Source organism: Ktedonobacter racemifer DSM 44963 (assembly GCF_000178855.1).
GTDB lineage: Bacteria > Chloroflexota > Ktedonobacteria > Ktedonobacterales > Ktedonobacteraceae > Ktedonobacter > Ktedonobacter racemifer.
Map to the genome: position 1 here is coordinate 1,030,048 of NZ_ADVG01000002.1, position 20,698 is coordinate 1,050,745.

General features: G+C 57.8%; 15 protein-coding genes. 5 read left to right on the forward strand and 10 right to left on the reverse strand.

Annotated elements, in window-relative coordinates:
• Positions 1–702 precede the first annotated feature (702 nt).
• Positions 703–840 (forward strand): hypothetical protein, encoded by a 138-nt coding sequence (locus tag KRAC_RS71485; RefSeq protein ID WP_157506888.1) that lies wholly within the window; start codon positions 703–705, stop codon positions 838–840.
• A 347-nt stretch (positions 841–1,187) separates the two neighbouring features.
• On the opposite strand, the gene KRAC_RS20760 is transcribed toward KRAC_RS71485, so the two are convergent.
• A complete protein-coding gene (locus tag KRAC_RS20760; RefSeq protein WP_052568480.1) occupies positions 1,188–2,027 on the reverse strand; it encodes a P-loop NTPase in 840 nt (279 codons plus the stop codon).
• 197 nt (positions 2,028–2,224) lie between these two features.
• On the opposite strand from KRAC_RS20760, the gene KRAC_RS20765 reads away from it, so the two are divergent.
• The 3 genes from KRAC_RS20765 to KRAC_RS20775 all read left to right on the forward strand — a co-directional run bounded on the left by KRAC_RS20765 (position 2,225) and on the right by KRAC_RS20775 (position 4,925).
• Positions 2,225–3,034, forward strand: a complete 810-nt coding sequence (locus KRAC_RS20765; protein ID WP_007910432.1) for a Cof-type HAD-IIB family hydrolase — start codon at positions 2,225–2,227, stop codon at positions 3,032–3,034.
• Positions 3,035–3,141: 107 nt separating this feature from the next.
• Positions 3,142–3,642: a redoxin domain-containing protein gene (locus tag KRAC_RS20770; RefSeq protein WP_007910434.1), complete on the forward strand. Its 501-nt coding sequence runs from the start codon at positions 3,142–3,144 to the stop codon at positions 3,640–3,642.
• Between the two features lie 62 nt (positions 3,643–3,704).
• On the forward strand, positions 3,705–4,925 hold the full coding sequence (locus KRAC_RS20775; protein WP_007910436.1) for a trans-sulfuration enzyme family protein: 1,221 nt from the start codon (positions 3,705–3,707) through the stop codon (positions 4,923–4,925).
• A gap of 74 nt (positions 4,926–4,999) precedes the next feature.
• Here KRAC_RS20775 and KRAC_RS20780 read toward each other — a convergent pair whose 3' ends face one another.
• The 7 genes from KRAC_RS20780 to KRAC_RS20810 form a co-directional block, all read right to left on the reverse strand.
• Entirely contained in the window at positions 5,000–6,001 is a 1,002-nt protein-coding gene (locus KRAC_RS20780) for a BON domain-containing protein (RefSeq protein WP_007910439.1), read from the reverse strand.
• A gap of 355 nt (positions 6,002–6,356) precedes the next feature.
• Complete coding sequence (locus KRAC_RS20785; RefSeq protein WP_007910440.1) at positions 6,357–6,953, reverse strand: DUF4126 domain-containing protein; 597 nt, start codon at positions 6,951–6,953, stop codon at positions 6,357–6,359.
• 128 nt (positions 6,954–7,081) lie between these two features.
• Positions 7,082–8,461, reverse strand: coding sequence for a glycoside hydrolase family 1 protein (locus tag KRAC_RS20790; RefSeq protein WP_007910441.1), 1,380 nt, complete (start codon positions 8,459–8,461; stop codon positions 7,082–7,084).
• A 343-nt stretch (positions 8,462–8,804) separates the two neighbouring features.
• Entirely contained in the window at positions 8,805–11,210 is a 2,406-nt protein-coding gene (locus KRAC_RS20795; RefSeq protein ID WP_007910442.1) for an FAD-dependent oxidoreductase, read from the reverse strand.
• 27 nt (positions 11,211–11,237) lie between these two features.
• Positions 11,238–12,569, reverse strand: coding sequence for an NADH-ubiquinone oxidoreductase-F iron-sulfur binding region domain-containing protein (locus KRAC_RS20800; RefSeq protein ID WP_007910443.1), 1,332 nt, complete (start codon positions 12,567–12,569; stop codon positions 11,238–11,240).
• The gene (locus tag KRAC_RS62100) at positions 12,562–13,302 is read right to left on the reverse strand and encodes a hypothetical protein (protein WP_007910444.1); all 741 of its coding nucleotides are present in this window, start codon (positions 13,300–13,302) and stop codon (positions 12,562–12,564) included. The genes KRAC_RS20800 and KRAC_RS62100 overlap by 8 nt, the downstream gene beginning before the upstream one ends.
• Positions 13,303–13,305: 3 nt before the next feature.
• Positions 13,306–13,767 (reverse strand): NADH-quinone oxidoreductase subunit B, encoded by a 462-nt coding sequence (locus tag KRAC_RS20810; RefSeq protein WP_211221335.1) that lies wholly within the window; start codon positions 13,765–13,767, stop codon positions 13,306–13,308.
• A gap of 623 nt (positions 13,768–14,390) precedes the next feature.
• On the opposite strand from KRAC_RS20810, the gene leuB reads away from it, so the two are divergent.
• Positions 14,391–15,530, forward strand: coding sequence for a 3-isopropylmalate dehydrogenase (gene leuB / locus KRAC_RS20815; RefSeq protein WP_007910446.1), 1,140 nt, complete (start codon positions 14,391–14,393; stop codon positions 15,528–15,530).
• Positions 15,531–15,596: 66 nt separating this feature from the next.
• Here the strand turns inward: leuB and KRAC_RS20820 are convergent, their stop codons facing one another.
• Positions 15,597–15,821 carry a hypothetical protein gene (locus KRAC_RS20820; RefSeq protein ID WP_007910447.1) on the reverse strand — a complete coding sequence of 75 codons (225 nt, stop codon included), beginning with the start codon at positions 15,819–15,821 and terminating at the stop codon, positions 15,597–15,599.
• A 111-nt stretch (positions 15,822–15,932) separates the two neighbouring features.
• Entirely contained in the window at positions 15,933–20,615 is a 4,683-nt protein-coding gene (locus tag KRAC_RS20825; protein WP_007910448.1) for a hybrid sensor histidine kinase/response regulator, read from the reverse strand.
• Between the last annotated feature and the right edge of the window lie 83 nt (positions 20,616–20,698).

Sequence of the window (20,698 nt, forward strand, 5' to 3'; positions counted from 1 at the left end):
CCGCTCGCCATTCCACATTTCCCACAACAACAATTTCTGACAAAGAAAATAGCATATTAATATCTCAAGTATAAGCTTACGCTCAGAAGGTGTCAATATACGTATCTACTTGTACTATTTTATCTCTTGAACTGAAAAATTTTCTATTTTCTTGTGCATCAAATATATAGTTATATTACACCTAACCTTTGCCTTTGCGGCCAATAAATGAGAAGCAATTCTTTGTGCTCAAAAACGCGAGGAGCTTTCAAAAAAGCTCCCTCACGCATTTGCAACTCTCGACTTCGGTATCGAATGCCAGTGGAGAGGTAGACGCCCTCACCATTGCCTACAATGAGGAACGACTACCTCTCCACCTTGAGAGCGTTTTTGGGAGGAGCGCTCGAAACATTCTCTGATTAGCGGCATTTCCCGGCTGGCAAGACCATCTGGGACCGCAAGGTGTTTGGACTTGTGACCAATACGCCCCCCGGCGCTGGATAGGTATGGTCACCTGGAAGACTTCCTTGCCATGTGAACGTGAAGTTTGAGAGATGCTGACCAGGCAGAATAGTTAGCTTTTCCATCGTTTGGGAACGCCCATTATTGGTGGTATAGGAGAACACAATCGTTCCCCCATTTGGGCCTGAGACGACATGAAAAACGGCATTATAGGTGACCTGAATGTAAGAGCCGCATCTCCATAGCGAGGTGGTGCTTGGGGTGACATACATATCAATGCTTGTTACCCTGAAGGTTGAAGCGTTCGCCGTGATTACATCGGTTGAACCGCTCATCCTGACTACATTGGTTGAAGCGTTCGTCGTGACTACATTGGTTGAAGATGCTGAGTGTGAGTGAGATGGGGAAGTTGTTGCTGCATTAGCTATACGGCTACCTATGACACTCCCAAAGGATACTATTCCTACTACGAGCAAACAGACTATGATGGCGAATGTTTTTCTTGTCCTGTTGTCGCTCCACATTGAGGTACCTCCCTTTTAGAAACACCCGTAGATGAAACACCCGTAGACGAGAGTTGGCTGTGTTTGGCCTTCCCGTTTGATATCGTTACCCAATATGAGCTGCGACATCAAAAACCTACTACTCTAGTAATGCTTGCAATTGTTATTTCGTTCCGGTCCAACACATCATCTTCCAAAGAGTTGCTAAAATAATGTCTGTGAAGATGCCTTTTAGTTTCTCCTTCATGCTTCCCCCTCTCGCTCTTCGGCGAGACGCTGGGTGACCTTCTGTGCCATTTCGCTAAAGACACGTGCCGCCACCGATTCGGGCATACTTACGACCACTGGATAGCCCTGGTCGCTCATTGAGACCACGCCGGGGTCCAGGGGGATATCGCCGAGAATCGGAATGGAATCAAGGGCATTGCGCTGCTCAGTGCTACGAGGAAAGACCTCAAATAGTTCTCCACAGTGGGGACACAGGACGCTCCCCATGTTATGCACCACGCCCAGCACCGGCACATGCGCGCGCTGGAACATTGCCAGCGCCTTGGCGGTATCGATGCGCGCTATATCCTGGGGCGTCGTGACCAGGACCGCGCCATCCACAACCAGCTCACGGCAAAAGGTATCCTGTGGCTCACTCGTGCCGGGTGGCAGGTCAATCACTAAATAATCCAGCTCGCCCCAGTCCACGGAGAAGAGCAACTGGCGCATCAGCAGCCCCAGCGCATCGGGCATCGGAGCCACCGCCTGCTCCTCACCTATAAAGAAACCTACTGAGATAATTTTAACACCATAGCGCGTGAGCGGCTGAATCTTGCGTTGCTGAGTCTTGAGGTCCGCCAGGGGCAAAGCCGCGCTCCAGCCCTTACTCTCCGTCCGCTTGCGCACACCTAGCATCAACGGTATGCTGGGGCCATAGGCATCGCCATCCAGCAAACCCACAGACGCTCCCTGTTTCGCTAACGCGACCGCCAGATTAACGCTGACCGTCGATTTACCCACGCCCCCCTTGCCACTGCCAACCACTACTAACACGCCAATATTCTCCAAACGCTTGCGTGCTTCTTTCGATACCATAATTACACTCCTTGTCTCTTCTCTCAACCTTCTCCCGCTAGTATAGAAGCAATTGGCGCGACTGACAAGGTTTCACGCACAGGGGTAATGGCGTTGTGGGCACAACACCGGACTCATATAAACGGCTGGTTGCCTGAGATATGCTACAATGGCGGGCGAGGCATATGTACAGGCTATCTCGACTCAGGAGCTTTTTCATGTATCGTTTACTGGCACTCGACCTCGATGGCACGCTTCTCGATCCTAAGCGCGCAATCACGCCGCGCACACATGAGGCGCTCAGGCGGGCCGTTGAGGCGGGCGTGACCCTGGTGATCGCGACCGGGCAGACCTTTCCCGCGCTTCTCTCGCTCTGTCCTGGCGTTCCCCTCAATGGGCCACAGATCGTCTACAATGGCGCGATCATCGCCGACGTAGCCGATGGCTCGCCCCTCTATGAACAACTCGTTCCAGATGAATATATTCTGCCCACGTTGGGCGCCTTGCAGGAACAGGATGTCTTTCGCGTCTACCATACCCACGAGCGCGTCTTCGCCGACACGGGAACGCCCGGCGCCAGGAACTGGTATCTTCCGCCCGCACCCGCAGCCGTAGAGGTCCTGGACGTGGCGGAGCTCTATCCCCGGCCCTGCATCAAGCTGGTGGGCGTCTGTGATCCAACCGAGCTGGCACGCAAACGCGTGTATTTTGAGGAGCTCTTCGCCTCGCAACTCTACGTCACCCAGGCCGCCTCGGACCTGATTGAGTTCCTGCATCCCGCAGTCTCCAAGGGGCGCGCCCTCCTGAAGATCGCCGGTATGCTTGGCATCTCCTCGACCGAGATCGCCGCCATTGGGGATAACCATAACGACATCGACATGCTACGCTTCGCGGGCCTGGGCATCGCCATGGGCAACGCCTCCGAGGAAGTAAAGGCCGCCGCCCACCATGTCACGCGCAGCAACGCCGAAGATGGCGTTGCCCTCGCCATCGAGGAGCAAATCCTACCCTTCATCACTCCGGCATAGGCCCGATCTCGTAGGGTCCATGCTTGCATGGACTCATCCGCACGCGGTACTATATATGCCAATAGGGAAGATATGTTGTAGTGACTCACAAAGGGAGAGCTTCAAAGATGAATGACGAACAGAATCAAGCACCTAATAACCTGGTGAAGGACCAGATTATTCCGGCCTTTACGCTGCCGGGACCCGATGGTATGCCGCATAGCCCCTGGGATTATAAGCAGCGTGAGCATCTGCTGCTGCTCTTCGTCCCCAGCCTCACCGATGCACAGGCGCGGACATGGCTCAGTGGCTTCGTGGAGCAGTATCGTGCCTTCCGCGACGAGATGTGTGCCATTCTGGCCATTACGCCTGATCCTGTTCTGAAAAACCTCCAGGTCCAGGAAGAGCTGCACCTGCCTTTTCCCCTGCTAGCCGATCCGCAAGGGAGCGTTATCGCACGCTATACGCAGTGGGACTCCGCCACACGCACGCTGCTTCCAGGCGTGGTTCTGGCGGATCGCTATAACGCGCTTTATCAACAGGGCTTCGCACAGGATGAAGAGGCTCGCCCCTCTATCGCAGAGCTGTTGGCCGATCTCCGCTATATCAACACGCTCTGTACGCCCTGAGAACACTGGCCCCCGGCGCTCCCGCCCGGCTATCGTTTCTACAGTAAAGAGGTTGCTTGCTCATGACAGACTACAATACTAACTGGCACCTGGATACGCAACTCATCCATGAGGATCGGAGCGCACGCTCGCGCTACCAGACTGGCACACCAACCGTCCAGCCCATTCACGCCAGCACGACCTATATCCATGAGAGTTGCGAGGCCCTGGACCAGGCCTTTAGCGGCAAGACCCCCGATGGGGACGCTGCCTTCGTCTATGCCCGCCAGGGCAATCCCAACGCCCAGACGCTTGAAGACGCCCTGGCCCGCGCCGAGCGAGGCGTCGGGGCCATCACCTTTGGCTCAGGCATGGCGGCCATCAATGCCGCGCTCATCACGGCAGGCCTGACCAGCGGAACCAAGATCCTGGCCTCCAAAGACCTCTATGGTCCCTCGATTGGCCTCTTGCAGGCCCACTACATCCCCAATGGCGTTGAGGTCATACTCAAAGATCTCTGCGTGCCGGAGGTTGGCGCCATCATTCGCGAAGAGCAGCCAGACGTTGTTTATTTAGAGACCATCTCCAATCCCCTGGTCAAGATCGCCGATCTCGACGCCATCAGCGCCGCCGCGCAAGAGGTCGGAGCCATTACCGTGATCGATAGTACATTCGCGACCCCCTATTTAATTCGCCCACTCGAACACGGCTTTGACCTGGTCGTCCACAGCACCACCAAGTATATCAGCGGGCATGGAGATAGCACAGGTGGAGCCGTCATCAGCTCCAAGAACTCGCTGATGGGGAACCTGCGCACCAACGCTAACCTGCTAGGCGCCATGCTCAGCCCCTTCGAGGCGCACCTGACCATGCGCGGCCTGCGCACCCTGGCCCTACGCATGGAGCGCCATTGCAGCAACGCCAACCAGGTCGCCGCCTTCCTGAGCGAGCATCCCGCCGTCGAGTGCGTCCATTTCCCCAGTCTCGCCAGCCACCCCCAGCATGAGCTGGCCAAGCGCCTCATTAGCCAGGGGCGCTATGGTGGTCTGCTCTCCTTCGAACTCAAGGAGCAGAACCAGGAGGCCGTCTATCGCTTTATGAACCGGCTCCAGCTCTGTCTACCTGCCACGAGCCTGGGCGATGTCTTCTCGCTCGTCAGCTATCCGCCCATGTCCTCACACCGTACGCTCAGCGACAAGGAGCGCCGCAACCTGGGCATCAACCCCGGCTGCATCCGCCTCTCCGTCGGCATCGAGCACATCGACGACATCCTTAACGACCTCGACCAGGCGCTGAGAGGGTAAAAGGGGGACGACGCTGCTAAAGCACGCGTCGTCCCTTCACCAATCCCCTTTTGCTTCTCCCGCACGAGGATAGTTTACTTGGTGTGGCGGACATATTTGCCGGGGATCTGGTCCTGGGCCTCCATGCTTTCGATGCTGGAAAGGACGTAGAGCATGGAGGTGGCGGGATTGACCCGCAACTCGTTCTCTACGGAGCGCACGCCTGGGAATGTGTTGGCGATCTCTTCTGCGGCCTGCTTCTGCGCCTCATCGTGGACGCTACCGCTCAGGCGGACGTTGCCCAGGCGTGGATAGACACCAATCGGCAGTTCCTGCGTGCGGGGGTCATGCGCCATGGCCATCGCGAGCTGGCTGGCCAGCGTATCGTCGGCGATCAGGCGATTCTTGATCTCCAGCAGGCCGGGAACGCCCAACGCCTGGTTGGTGACGATATCGGAGCGCAGCGAGCTGGAGATGTTGCCATCCAGGTAGAGCACGCTATCCAGCACACGCATATCTATACCCTTGAAGTCCACGTGGAGCGGCCCCAGCTCGAAGAGGATCTCTTCGACCTCGTTCTGAAGCTCGCTATCGGGGCGATAATTTGGCAGGCTCTGCAAGGTAGACTCGGGCAGCGAGGCCTCAATGCGTCCGCTCTCCAGGCGCGAGAGATAGCGTCTCGCCAGCAGTACGTCCTGCCCCTTCAGGCTCTTGGCGACCACGTAGGCCAGTTCGCCACTGCCAGGATGCACGGCGATCAGGTAGAGCACGCCCGTCGAGCCCGATTCGCTATGATGCACCTGCGAATGGCTATTGAACATCGCCGCGCCGGGTGCCTCTTTGCGCGCCTGCTCCAGCTCATCACGCGAAATAGTCAGGTTGACGCCATTGCTAGAGGCGCTCGCGACCGTGTTGAAGGGCACATAGACGGTGCGGCCCATAAAGCGACCTAAGCGCACGCCCAGCACAATGGCCCGCCAATCTCGGGCATCAAAACCTATATGGGTCAGCGTCCCGCTCTCACCATCGGAGCAATAAACCTTGCTGCCGAAAATAAATTTCTGCATCTCAGCGATTGATGTCGTCGTCGTTTCCATAGAATATTATTCCTGCTTTATGATGTAAGATACTCTCAGCGTCTACGACGCTTCTCAGGGGTATGGTATGTGGTGGGCAAAGACCAGTGGCCTTTGCCCACCACATACCATACCCCGCGAGCCACATAGTGGTGAGGAACCTTGAGGTAGATACACTTTTCTAAAGTATACAACAAACAGGGTCAGTGAACATCAGCAATATCCACTGACCCATTCATCAGCCCTACATCTATTACACGTTTCTTAGCTATATTTGGGTAAATGATGTGGAGTGCCCCTGGCAGCCTATAGGCCGCCAGGGGCACTCCACATCATTTACCCAAGCGCGCGCCGCTGGCGCGAGAGGTGCGAAAAGTCATACCGACGACATCGTTTTGGCCTGCTGGCGACGCTGGCGACGCGCGCGCAGCCGCTTGGCGATCTTCGTGCCGACAAAGATGAAGAGCGCGAGACAGAGCACGACAATCACGACCATCACGGTCGGCGCCAGCAGCGAGAGTATCACCGAGATAATCATCCCTATGTCTTCCAGAATGCTGATCCCGATGTTGAGAAAGCCCGCCGTTCCTACGGTTGAGGCGGCACGTGTGGTGGCCTTGGTCGCGTGCGTCACGCCCGCGATGCTACCACCCACGATCAGTGGAATCGCCAGGGCAGCCCCGGAGGTATGACCAGAGGCGGCCGCAGCCACCAGCGCGCCCGCGATGGGACGCACTACGGTATGGATAATATCCCAAACATGATCCACACCAGGGATTTTATCCGCGAAGAGATCGGCCAGGGCCAGGATGGCCAGCGCGATCATAAACCAGTCGCTTGTAATATATGCAAAGTCAGGGTTGACCTTGTACAGGTGAAAGAAACGCGCCGCGATCGCGTATGACAGGAGTGGCATATAGGCGTTAATGCCCGATGAGAAGGCCAGGCCGATGCCAGACGCTGTAATATCCATGCATTCCTCTTGATAAATCAGCTATGAACGCTTGATGCAAAAAAACACAACACCCGAGTAAAGATTCTACGTATAAGGACGCACAAATGTTCCATGGATCAAAAGGTCAAATCTGACAGATCAAGCAGCTATACATGCAAATGTTGTAGCTCCTCGCGAGGACCAAAGATGCTCTCCAGGGCATTGGGAGCGTAACGCGCCACAATCTCCTCGGTAATCGCGTTGGCGCGACAGATCTCACCAAACATACTGGCACTGCGCCGGGGCGTACGCCGCTGCGTTCGGGGATCCAGGTCTATCAGACCAAAGCGCACATGCCAGCCATTATTCCACTCAAAATTGTCCACCAGGGACCAGTAGAAGTAGCCCTTCACCGGAATGCCATCCTGAATGGCGCGATGCGCCTGCGCCAGGTGCTCAAGAATCGCTGCTGGTCGCCTGTCATCGCGGGCATCGCAGAAGCCATTTTCACTGATGTACAGCGGCTTATTGCCACGCGTGCGCCGGTAGACATCGTACAGGACGCGATACATCCCCTCGGGATAGATCTCACCAAAATGGCCATCCAGCCCCTCATCATTGCAGACCGCGCCCGGGCGGACCGAGCGCCTGCCAAAGGCATCGCTTGCCGCACCTGGATCGAAGCTCACCAGTTCGCGGGTATAGTAGTTGACCCCGTGATAGTCGCGGGCGCCTGCAGCGCGCCGAATACCTGACGTAAGCAGGTTCCAGGGGAAGGCGTAGCGGCCCTCCTCAGCGAGCTTGAGCGCGTTCCAGTTGAAGTAGGAGTCCTGCACGCCTGCCACGGCGTGATCGAGTGGGGAGAGGAAGAAGGCTGGATCGAAAAGGCGGTAATGCAGGCAGTAGCCAATGCGCGCCTGGGGCTGATGTAGACGGATGGCATAGAACGCCTCCACGTGGGCACGCATGAGGTTATGTAGGACACGCAAGGCGCGCAGGAGATCACGCTCACCCGGCGGAAACTCGCCCATCTGGTAGCCCTGAACCGCGTAGACGTTTGGCTCATTCAGCGTCACCCAGAAGTCGCACAGATCCTTGAGCGCCTGTGTCACATAGTTGACATAGCGCAGGAAGTAGCGCACATTCTCGCCGCGCGCGAAGCCGCCGCGCTCCGCGAACCAGAGCGGCTCGGTAAAGTGATGTAGCGTCACCACAGGCGTCATATTACGGCGCCGCAGGTCCTGAAGCATCTCGCGATAGCGCTCAAGCGCCGAGCTATCCCATATTCCCTCGCGTGGCTCAATGCGGCTCCACTCCAGGCTCAGACGTAGTGCGTTATTCTCCATCTGCTCCGCCAGCTCAAAATCCTGCTCGGCGTTCTCCCACCAGTTGGCGGCCTGCCCACACTCCTCGCCACTGAGAATGTGGCCCTGCTGCTCCCAGCGATACCACTGGTTATTGACATTGCCCCCCTCGCACTGGTGCGACGAGGAGGCAGTCCCCCACAAAAAGCCTTTGGGGAAGCGTAACTCACGTTGTTTCGCCATCGTAACTCTCTCCGACTGTGCAGGCAATTCTTCTCTATCCTACCATGATACACGAATGGATGCCTGCTCTTGCCTCACATCTCCATGATCATGCTCCTCATATAATACTAGATACACGAAACTCACTTCAGCAGGGCTGAATACACCTGATGAGGAAGTGGCTTCTCACCACTACGTGGTTCGCCGGGTAAGGGTGTGTGGGACCGGACGGCTGCGCCGTCCGGCCCCACCCTGTGCGAACCACCGCAGGTGCTGAGGCGAGACGCTGCCAGGCAAAGCGAAGAGCGCCGGTTCCCTTGCGGGAAACTGGCGCTCTTGCTTGTTTGCGTTCTGAGGGACGCTGTTATTCGCGGATGCCGCGGGCGGGCAGCGGGCGAACCAGCGGGCTCATGACGGGCAGGCTTTTCTTGCCGCGGGGCAGACGCTGGCGGACCAGGTAGTTGGGGGCCTGGGCCAGGTCCTGCTTCTCCAGGGTCACGTCCTCACCGAAGCGGTTGAAGAACGAGAGCTCGAAGTTGGGGGTCTCACCCAGCGCACCGTGAGGGCAGACCTCGACGCAATCGCCGCAGAAGATACAGCGGTCCAGCGCGAAGGCGTAGCGCGTCAGGTGGCGCTCGGCCATCATCAGCGAACCAGTTGGGCAGACCTGGACACAGGCGCCACAGGAGACGCAGTCGGTGTCATGCAGGCTGACATTGAACGGGGTCGAGACGATGGTATCAAAACCCTTACCAAACATGCCGTAGCAGTCGGGACCGATGACGTCGTGGCAGACGCGAACACACTGCGTGCAGTTGATGCACTTGTTGGGATCGCGCAGGATGAAGCTATGCGAGAGATCGGTCTCGTAGTCATGGTAGTCGGTCGGCTCACCGTCGTGGAAACGGTTGTCGGCCAGGCCATGCTCGATACTGTAGCGCTGGAGGTCACACTGGCCAGCCGCCGGACAGGCGCACTGGAGACAGCGGGCGGCCTCGCGCTGGGCCTGCTCTTGCACATACCCTGACTCAATAATTTTGAAATTGCGCTTGCGCTCCTCATAGGGGAGCATCGGCATCTTGACCTTGGGTTCGACCGGCTTGTAGGGCACGATGTCGAAGAGGTCGGGCTTGCGCTCCTCCAGCTCCAGGCGGCGGGAGACCTCGTCCATGTCCTCACCCATCAGGAAGGCATGCATTGAGCGCGCACCCAGTTTGCCCTGAGCGATACACTCAATAACGGTCTTAGCGCCCATCTGGCAGTCACCACCAGCGAAGACGCCGTGACGGTCCGTCATGAAGTTATGAGGATTGGTCTGGATCGTGCTCCACTTGGTCCACTTCACACCCGACTTGGAGTCGAGTACGCGCTCATCGGGTTTCTGACCGATGGCCGGGACGACCGTGTTACAACCGACGATGAACTCGGAGCCGGGAACGGGAACCGGGCGGCGGCGACCACTGGCGTCTGGCTCACCCAGCTTGTTGCGCTGGAACTCCACGCCCTTGACCTTGCCACTCTCGGTGATGATGCGCGTCTGACTCACATAGAGCTGCAGGTGCGTACCCTCGGCCTCACCATCCTCAACCTCTTCTTCAGTCGCGCCCATCTCACTGCGACCGCGGCGGTACATGGTGTGGACCTTCGCGCCCAGGCGCAGCGAGGTACGGGTACAGTCGAAGGCAGTGAAACCACCACCGATAACGACGACCTCGTCGCTCTCGCGTACGGGAACGAACTTACCCTCGACCTTTTCACCCAGGAAGGCGATAGCGTTAACCACGCCCTCGGCATCCTCACCTTCGATCTTCAGTGGATTACTAGTCCAGGCACCGATCGCCAGGTAGATGGCGTCGTAGCCCAAGGCGAAGAGGTCATCTACCGTGAAGTCTTTGCCAAGCTCGACGTTAAACTGGATCTCGGCACCCAGGTCAAGTACGTGCTGCAGCTCGCGATCCATCATATCCTTCTGCAAGCGATATTCAGGAATGCCATAACGCAACATACCACCAGCCTGTGGCTGCTTGTCGAAGATCTTGACCTGGTGACCGCGTAGGGCCAGGTAGTAGGCACAGGCCATACCAGCCGGGCCAGCACCGATGACCGCGACCTTCTTGCCAGTGGCTGGATCCTTCTCGTAGGGCACGGGAGGATCAAGCAGGCAGGTCTCAGCGGCATGACCATGCATGCGACAGATAGCGATCTCTTCCTCGACCAGCGCACGGCGGCAGCCCTTCTGACAGGGAGCCGGGCAGACCAGGCCCAGGATATAGGGGAAGGGCAGCACCTCTTTAACCAGGCGTGCGGCCTCTTTCATCGAGCCCTGCGCGATCAGCTCCAGGTAGCCAGGGATATCGATGTGGGTTGGACACTCGACCTGGCAGGGAGGCTGACAGTAGGCATTGTGGTCGGAGAGCATCATCTCCAGGTTGGTGCGGCGAATATGGAAGAGCTCATCCGAGTTCGTCGTCACCGTCATGCCGGGCTGAGCAGGTGTGTTACATGAGGGCAGAGGCCGGTCGACGCCATCAATGTGCACCAGGCACATGCGGCAGGCCGAGGTTGGCTCTAGCTTCTCATCATTACACAGATTAGGGATATCTTCAATCCCATTATCAACCGCCACACTCAGAATGGTCTGGCCTTCGTAAGCCTGCATGACCTTGCCATCAATGGTTAGGGTAAAACTAGGATGGCCGACCTCGTTACGAACGAGAGGTGTCTGCTCCCGAGTGCTGACAGAAAAATTATCTCTAATTGTAATTGCCATGAATACTTATCCTCTTCGCATCGCTGACTACGGCAAAACGTGCTTCGTCACGAAACGATGAGAGCGCACTGGCGCGCATTTTCCGGTCGGACACTGCAACTCCTGCACATGCATGGTGAAGTGTTCCGGCCAGTAACGCTTCGCGGTCTTCAAGGGGTTGGTTGCCTGTACACCAAAGCCACAGAGTGAGCCATTGGGGACATACTGCGCAAACTCATCGAGCACATCCAGGTCGCCATTGACGCCCAGATCGCTTACGACACCCTCAAGAATTCCTGTAATGCGCTTCACACCCAGACGACAGGGAACGCACTTTCCACAAGACTCTTTGCTCAGATAGCGGCTCCGCTCCATTGCCCATGCCACCATGCAGGTATCGACGGGCAGGACCTCAATCACGCCAGAGCCAACTATCGCACCGGCCGCTTCAATGGGATCGTAATCAAAGATCGTATCCAGCAGAGAAGGAGGCAGGGCTCCACCTTCGGCACCACCGACCACCACGCCACGGATATCGTTGGCGCTCGCATTGACTCCTGCACGCGTCAGGATATCGCGAATGGTGGTTCCAAAGGGCACCTCGATCACACATGGCTCGCTCTCGGCACCCGCGCCATAGACCGTCAGGATCTTGCTGCCGCCGGTAATGCTCGTGCCGGTCTGAGCGAATGCGCCCGGGCCTTCACGCACAATTACGGGCACGTTAGCCAGCGTCTCCACGCTATTGATCGCCGTTGGTTTATCCCACAGACCGTATTGGGCTGGGAAGGGTGGGCGCTGCTCAGGCATACCACGACGTCCCTTGATGGCGGCAATTTGCACCGTCTCCTCGCCACCGATAAAGCCAAGGTCTACTGCGACCACTGAGATGGTGCAGCTAAAGTCGGTCCCCAGGATATCACGTCCGACCAGGTTGGCCTCGAGCGCTTCCTGCAACGCGGCCTGCACCGTCTGAATGCCTTCTTTGTACAGGCTGCGCGTAAAGAGATACGCCTCAGACGCACCTACCGCGTAGGCTGCCAGGATGATGCCCTCGATGACCTGGTGTGGATTGTACTCCAGCAAGAGGCGGGCCGCCAGGGAGCGGCTATCGGCATCATAGGCATTACAAATAACATACTTCTGGTCGTCGTCGGTTGAACGCACAACGCGCCATTTCTCGCCGGTCAGGCGACCAGCACCACCACGACCACGCAGCCTGGCATCCGTCACCTGCTGGATAATCTGGTTGGGCGTGTTCTGGCGTAGCGCACTCTCGAGCGCGCTATAGCCGCCGGCACTACGATAGGCAGCAAGCCCGCGTACATCGCGGTCATCCTGCTGCCTCAAGAGACGATTTACATTTTTCTTCTCAGGCATTTGGCTGCCTCACATGATGGATATTTCCCCACACACCACGCTTATCGGGCGCCCATCCTCGTTCTGGCTGATCGTCGCGCGTAATGCCTTTGACCGCGGGTGCGGGTTTAAACTTCGGACTCATAGTGGCGATACCGAACACATCGCTCAGGTCAACACCACGCGCCTGGACCACACGCTTAGCCGCCTGCAATGAAAGATAGCCATACATATCCATGATTGCATCTAGCAGGCCAGGGAGCGAGGCCGCGTCATAGGGCCACTGTTCGATCAAGGCGTCCACCTGACTCAGGTCGATCTGCGGCTCCAGTTCGTCTTTGACTGGGGTGGTCACGCAGGGGGCGACGGGCTTATTGAAGTAGTCTACGGCGTACTCAGAGATACGCGTCTTGTAGAATCCAGCTTTGGGCTCGCCGGAGGCGGTCCCTAGCTTGCGCGGGGTAAACTTCTCAGCACCATCGCGGATGTACGACTTATACCAGGGGCGTTCCCTCCACTCGTACATCGGCTCGTACTCAATGGTGATCGCGCGCGGAGGACAGGCCTTCTCACACAACAGACAGGCTTCACACTTCAGGTTAAACTCTGTCTTGAGGCCCTCTTGCGCAATCAATTGGATCAAACCACGGCTGCGGGGTGGCAGCTTCGGCTTCTCATATGGATAGAGACGCGTGACCTTTGGGCGAAACATATGACTAAAGGTCAGGCTCATCCCTTCAAGGATACCACGCATACGCTATACCTCAATCTCCTTCTCACCACGCACTTTGAGGCCCTGTTTCGCAATCTTCTCGCGCAGCTTCAGCAGGCCCTCGATCAGCGCTTCGGGGCGAGGAGGGCAACCAGGAATATACACATCAACTGGCACAATCGTGTCCACACCCTGAACGGTATAGTAGCTATCATAGAACTCGCCGCCAGAGTTGGCACACTGTCCCATGCTGATCACCCATTTGGGTTCAGGCATTTGCTCGTACAGCAAGCGCAGGCGGGGACCCATTTTAATCGACACCGTACCCGCGACGATCATCAGGTCTGCCTGTCTTGGGCTGGAACGGAAGACCTCAGAACCGAAACGCGAGAGGTCATACTGGGGGGCAGAGGCAGAGGCGATCATCTCAATCGCGCAACACGCCAGGCCATATCCCAACGGCCAGACAGATTTTGAGCGTGCCCAGTTTTGCGCCCATTGCAACATATCGGCCAGGCTCGTCAGCTGAACGGGTAACTCCTGGTCACCAGGGGTATATTCATGGGGACCAGAGGCCATTGACAGTGGAATGGGCTTGCGCCGCAGACCACCCTCAGGGCCGTTCCCATTGTCACTAAAATTGCTGCTCATAACGTATAGAACTCCTAATGCAAAGGCTTAGCAGCACCTATTGCTCGGTTTAGATTTGGCAGGGCAAGAGATAATTACGGGGGTTATCTTGTACAGTTTTGCTTGTTTGTACATTCCACCTTGCGCCTATTATAGCACGTCCGGTCGAGCGGTGCCACAGCTTCGCGCTGCCTCTTTCCCCCTTTTGTACGCCCTTAAAGCCTCTTCGCGCCTGCGGCGCCCAGGGGTTATATGTAAGGTGCGGTGCCCCGGCGTTGCCTGGGGCACCGCACCTCACATATAACATATACTTGTTACACGTAGGGCCCATGGGTTAAGATTACTGATATGCAGATGACACATTGGCGCACGCCTCCCTTCAGAGTAGACACGAAAGAAAGATACACCCGCTCCCCGCTTAGGGTAGCATCTCTTTGCGCCATTAGACTCATGTCCCCTGTGTGAAGTCGCACGCTGTACGTGCATAAAGGAGTTTTATTTTGGGAACTCAAGGAACTTACTCTATCGCGGTCCTGCCCGGTGACGGCATTGGTCCCGAAGTGACTGAGCAGGCTGTTCACGTTTTACAGGCTATCGCCCGGCAGTATGGCCATAGCTTTCATTTCCAGTATGGCCTGGTAGGCCTGGCCGCCATTGAGGCCGAGGGCAAGGCCATCTCTGACGAAACTCTGGCCGTCTGCCAGGGTAGCGATGCCATTCTCTTTGGCGCGGTCGGTGGCGCTCAGCCCGGCGCGGCGGTCAAACCTGAGGAGGCGCTCTTCCGCCTGCGCAAGGGACTCCAGTTCTTCGCCAACCTGCGCCCGGTCCGCCCCTCGCCCGCCATGCTCGATGCCTCATCCATTAAGCCCGAGATCCTCCAGGGCGTTGATCTGATCGTGGTTCGCGAGCTGACCGGGGGCCTCTACTATGGGCACCTGGAACCGAGCGTTCCCGGCAAGCCCAGCGAGATCCGCGAGACCCCCCAGGGCTACGAGGCCATTGATACCCTGCTTTACACCGAGGCCGAGATCGAGCGCATTGTGCGCGTGGCCTTTGACCTGGCGCGCGAGCGGCGCAAGAAGGTCACCTCGGTCGATAAGGCCAACGTTCTCAGCTCGTCTGTCCTCTGGCGGCGCGTGGCCGAGCGGGTGAGCAAGGACTACCCGGACGTCGCCTTTGAGCACCTGCTGGTCGACGCCTGCGCCATGCACCTGATTCGCCGACCCGCCAGCTTCGACGTGATTGTGACCGAGAACCTCTTTGGCGATATCCTGACGGATGAGGCCTCCATGCTCGCCGGGTCGATGGGTATGCTCCCCTCTGCCAGCCTGGGCACACGCCGGACTGAGCATGGCATCTTTGGCCTCTATGAGCCTATTCACGGCTCCGCGCCCGATATCGCGGGCCAGAACAAGGCCAACCCGATCGCGGCCATCCTCACGGCGGCCATGTTGCTGCGACATTCACTGGGGCTAAAAGAAGAAGCCGCGACCATTGAGGCCGCGGTGGAGCAGTGCATTCAGGCGGGGTATCGTACGGAGGATCTACGCGAAGAGGGTAAGAAGATCCTGGGTACGAAAGAGATGGGCCAGCGCATCGCTGAAAGGGTGGTCGCTCTGGCTGGCAGCCATACGGCGTAGTGCCTTTCGAAAACCTGAGCGCGCTAGCGCTAGCCGCGAGAGCGGCGTTGGTTTTCGCTTAAGGAACTAACCCATTATGGGTTTAGGACAGGGACCCAGGAGATGCAGTTTCTGCTGCGCCTGGGAGACCTGCTGCGCGACCTCGTCCGCCTGGGACGGCGTCGCGCTCTCTGTGTTCGCGCTCGCTTCCTTGCTGGTGTCGGGCGTCAGCTTTGCTTCTAGCGCTGAGATCTCGCTCAGCAGCATCTGGCGCTCAACATACCAACGAGTGACGGATCGTTCGACCCCCATCGTAACACTCCTCTCGAACATCGTCTCATAACAAACCCAGGGTTTCATGTGGTGGGTGCGTGCTGGTGCCCCGCGGGGCACCAGCACGCACCCACCACATGAACTACCTCGCTAGCGTACGGGCGCGCCGTAGACCAGCGTATTGAGCGTATTCAACAAATCTTCGTCCTGGTATGGCTTGATCACGTAGGCGCTCGCACCAAGCTGCATCGCACGCTGCTGGTGCTTTGTGGCGGCGCGGGAGGTCAGCACCACCAGTGGTAGCGTGCGGTATTGCTCCTGCGCGCGTACCGTCGCGATCAACTCATACCCATCCATGCGGGGCATCTCGATATCCAGCAGGACCGCAGCCGGTGTCTCCTGGGAGATCATCTCCAGGGCTTCGACGCCATCGCGGGCCACCTGTATTTCCCAGTTATGCTGCTTCAACATGTTACCGACGACACGGCGCACGCTGGGACTATCATCCACGACCAGGATATGCTTACCACGTTCAGCCGACGCGCTACGCGCCGGGCCAACTGGTTGCATCATCGACGTCGTGGCGCGTCCCGACTTCGGCAGATCGACATTTTGACGTACCGCTGCCAGCATAGCCTGGGGCTGTTGCGCGGCAGTCGGCCTGCTGGTAACAGGCGATGGGTTCGCCGCCCTGACGCGGGCGGTGAGCAGGTTGTTCATTTCCAGAATCAGCACGACCTGGCCGTTACCAAGGACTGTCGCGCCCGCGATACCATGGACCTGGCGCAGGTGCGGCCCCATGTTCTTCATCACGATATCGTAGCGTCCCTTGATCTCATCAACAATCAAGGCCATGCGATGACCGCCGGCATTGACGATCAGCAACTGTGCGCGATCATCAATCGAGCTGGCTGGCAACGAGAGATACTGCGAGAGCAGATGCAATGGATAAAGCTCATTGCGGATCAAGACGGCTGGCTGATTGCCAAGCATGGAGCGCTTAAAGCTATCCAGGCGTCCAATCGACTCCACTACCAGGGTCGGAATCGCGAACTGCTGGCTCGCCACGCGCACCATCATCGCGTTCTGAATGGCCAGGCTAGTCGGGAACTTCATAGTAAAGGCCGTGCCCTGTCCTGGCGCCGACTCAACCTCCAGCGTTCCTCGCAGGCGTGACACACTATCGCGTACCACGTCGAGGCCGACGCCACGACCGCTCTCCTCACTCAGGACCTGGGCCGTTGAGAAGCCAGGACGGAAGATCAGGTCAATGACATCACCCTCACTCAGAGACTGGCTGGGACGGATCAGGCCGCGCTCAATCGCCGTCTGGCGAATGGTATCTGGATCAAGACCCTTACCGTCATCGCGCACCGTAATCACAACCTGGTTACCCTCGTAGCCCGCGGAGAGCTTGATCATACCCGTGGGGGCTTTGCCTTTCTGCTGGCGTACCTCCGGGCGATCCAGGGCATGGTTGACGGCGTTACGCATCAAGTGCAGCAGGGGACCAGAGATCTCTTCGAAAACTGTACGATCTACCTCGGTCTCCTCGCCTTCGAGCAGGAACTGGAAATCTTTCCCCTGTTTGAGGGCGACCGCGCGCGCCGCTCTATAGAGGCGCGGGGCCATCGTCGCCAAAGGGACCAGGCGCACCTTCATTAGTCTATCCTGGAAGGTTGTGCTCAGGCGATTCTCACGCGCGAAGACGCTTTCACACTCACGAATGACGCCCTCCATCTCCGTGCTCAGCGTTGACATATCGGAGATGCCTTCGCTCAGACCACGTGTGAGCTGGTGGAACTCCGTGTAGCGGTCCAGCTCCAGTTCGTCGAACTCTGCCAGGTGCGAAGGCACACGCTGCATGCCGTTATTCACGAGCACCAGGCCCTGCTCACCCTCGTTGTTGGAAACCTCAAGTTTACGACCGCTGGGCAGAGTTGCAGCCTCAAAGCGCGACTCCAGTTTCTGGCCAACATCTTGCAGGCGATTGCTACTGACACCTACGTCCGCGACCAGGCGCACCAGACGCTGAATGCGCTCTTCCAGCACGCTACGGTTGACCAGCAGCTCGCCGAAGAGATTGACCAGCTCATCCAGTTTTTGCAGGCGTACACGCACGTTCAGGTCGCTACGCGCCGTACGCGTCGAGCCAAGCTCACCAGTGATGGGCTCATCCTCGCCCACCACGCTAGAGGAGAAGGCGACATCGCTCGCCGGCTGATCCTCGTACTCGCTCAGATCTTCCTCTATAGCCGTCGAGGGGGTGTGTCCACCCAGAAGCTCGGAGTAACGCGCCCGCAGTGACTGCGCTCGCGTCTCATCAGAGCTAAGCGATACATCCAGGTGGGTAATCATGCTATCCAGCGCCTCGGCGGTGTCCAGGATCACGCTAACCACGTCCGACGTGATATGCGTGGTTCCCTCCATAATGCTATCCAGTAGATCCTCAGAGGCATGTGAGAGATCGGCAATGGCGCGGAAGCCCATCATGCCAGCCGCACCCTTGAGCGTATGCATGGCACGGCGAATACCCTGGATCAATTCGCTGTTATTGGGATCATTCTCCAGGGCTGCCACGTGGACGCTGATACTTTGGAGATGCTCTTCAGCCTCCATGCGGAAGATCTCCGCGGCCTCATCGGCGAACTCAGCTCCAAAGGACTGAGCTGGCGCGGGCGCAGAGGGAGCAGGCTTGGGTGCAGGGGCCGAGCGCGAGGGCTGCGGCTGTGGTGGCACCAGAGGCTGGGACCTCGAGGGCATCGTGACCTCGCCTCCCAGCGATTGACGTGCCCGATCCTGAAAGTTTGGCGAGGCCAAGGTCTGAGCCTCGCGGGCGGCAACCTCAGGGGCACCACCCAGGGCGGATGGTTCCATGGTTGAAATCTGGCTCAGGAACTCCTGGCGCACCTGGATCTCGATCTCGTTGCGTAGGCGATGCTCAAGATCAGGAATGGACTCGTTTGTTCGCGGGAACGCGGTCGCCTGGGAGCCACTCACGGAAGACTGGGGCGCCTTGCTCTCATACTCGCGACGCATCTCCTCACGGATCTCGTGTTCAAGCTCCTCACGCACCTGGGCCGCGATCTCAGCTCGCAGGGATTGCATATCGCCCTGGCGCTCGAAGACGACGCGCTCGCGCACCGTCTCCGGCTGAGCATTGTTCTGCATCTCCCAGGGGGTCCAGCCGTCCTCTTGCTTGAAGACAGGCGCGTTCTGGGCCTGCTGGAAGCGCTCCTGCAACTGCCGGAAGGCCAACCCACAGGACTCTATCGAGGCTTGCAGTTGTGAAATGGTTCCCTGAACCTGCTCATCGGTGGTCTCAACGCCACCCGAGATATGTTTCAGGCGCTCCAGCACCTTCTTCAGCTTGCTATTAGAGACCCACATCACCGACAGTGGGAGATAGCGCCGCACCTGCTCAGGACTATTGCGCAGGTTCAGACCCATGGCGCGCCCAGCCCAATCCTCCATGCGATCAAGCGCATCCTTAGAGCCATCCAGGAAGCCACGGAACTCCTTGCGCTGCTCCTCGATAATCTCAATGGAGCCGCGTAACTGGGAGATAACCTCCTGTAGCGAAGCAACCTGGGAAAGGAGATTCTGTGCCTCGCGTTGCGCTTGCTCATAGCTCTGTGGCAGCGAACCAGAGTGAGCCAGGGGCAGGGAAGCAGGCTGCGATATCTGTGATTCAGGGGCGAAAGGCGAGTATTGTTGAGTATATTGTGATTCAAGCTGCGCGGGCGCCGGCTCAGGCGTGGATGATGCATAGTGGACGGGCAACTCTTCAGCCTGGAACGTTGGCGTGGCCAAGCTGGAGGGCGTCGACTGCTCTGGTACCAGGGGCCACTGCTCAACCTCGACCTGCGCAAAGTTTGCCAGATCCGAGAGGTTGGGCTGTACCACATCCTCATTGCTTGCCATGCCACTCATGTCTGACTGCCACGAAGTGTACGTCTCTGGCACGCCTGGCGTCTCCTCCTCCACGGGCTGAGGCCGTTGTGACTCTCCATAGGAAGGGGGAGAGACCGCAAAGGGTGTCTGCGGCGGTATAGGCGGCATTGAGCGCATCGAGGCCATCAGCTCTTCCAGCGCACTGGATGACGATGACGATGACGACGACGAGGTAGGCTGCCCCTGCGCTAGCGGGGCAGATGGTTGAGGAGCCGGAGCAGGCTCTACAGGTTGTGCGGGCGAGGAGAACGCCTCTGGCCACGCAAGATCATCATTGGACGAAGTACTGGGAGTGCGGAATGACTCCAACACTTCATCAAAAGATGGCATGGGGGCCGCACTTGGAGTTGTCGGCGGCACAGGAATACCAAACGGCTGATATCCCGGATCGTAGCTCTGGGATGTCGTCGTAAACGGCGCCATCTCCTCTAGCGAGAACTTATGAGCGCCCGTCGCCTGTGGTGTGGGAACCTCGCTTGAGGCGTCCACCATGGCTCGATAGCGCGCATAGTCCGCATCATCCTCCGCAATAATCGCATCCTCATCAATCCCGTTACGGATACCCTCTAAGAGTTGATGCAACCGACCTAACGAACGATGCAGTAGACCTAGCGTAGGCTCATCGAGTGTCGTTAAACCATCTAAAGCATCACCTAAGATATCTTCCATTCCATGAGCGACATGAGCCAGACCCGGGAAGTCCATCATGGAAGCGGAGCCACCGATTGTGTGCGTTCGCCGGTATGTTTCTTCAAGGGCATCCATGTCGTTTGGTGAAAGGGCCAGTTTCTCCAGGTTCTTCTCGATTTCTGGCAGATAGCTATTCACCTCTTCGATAAACGAATCAAGGACGGATAGTTTATCAAATGTATTCGACATGTTGCGCTTACCCACTTAACTATCGCAGTGTTAGGTGAACTCCCCATGTGGAGAGGCCACCTAACACTAACCTGCTATATATT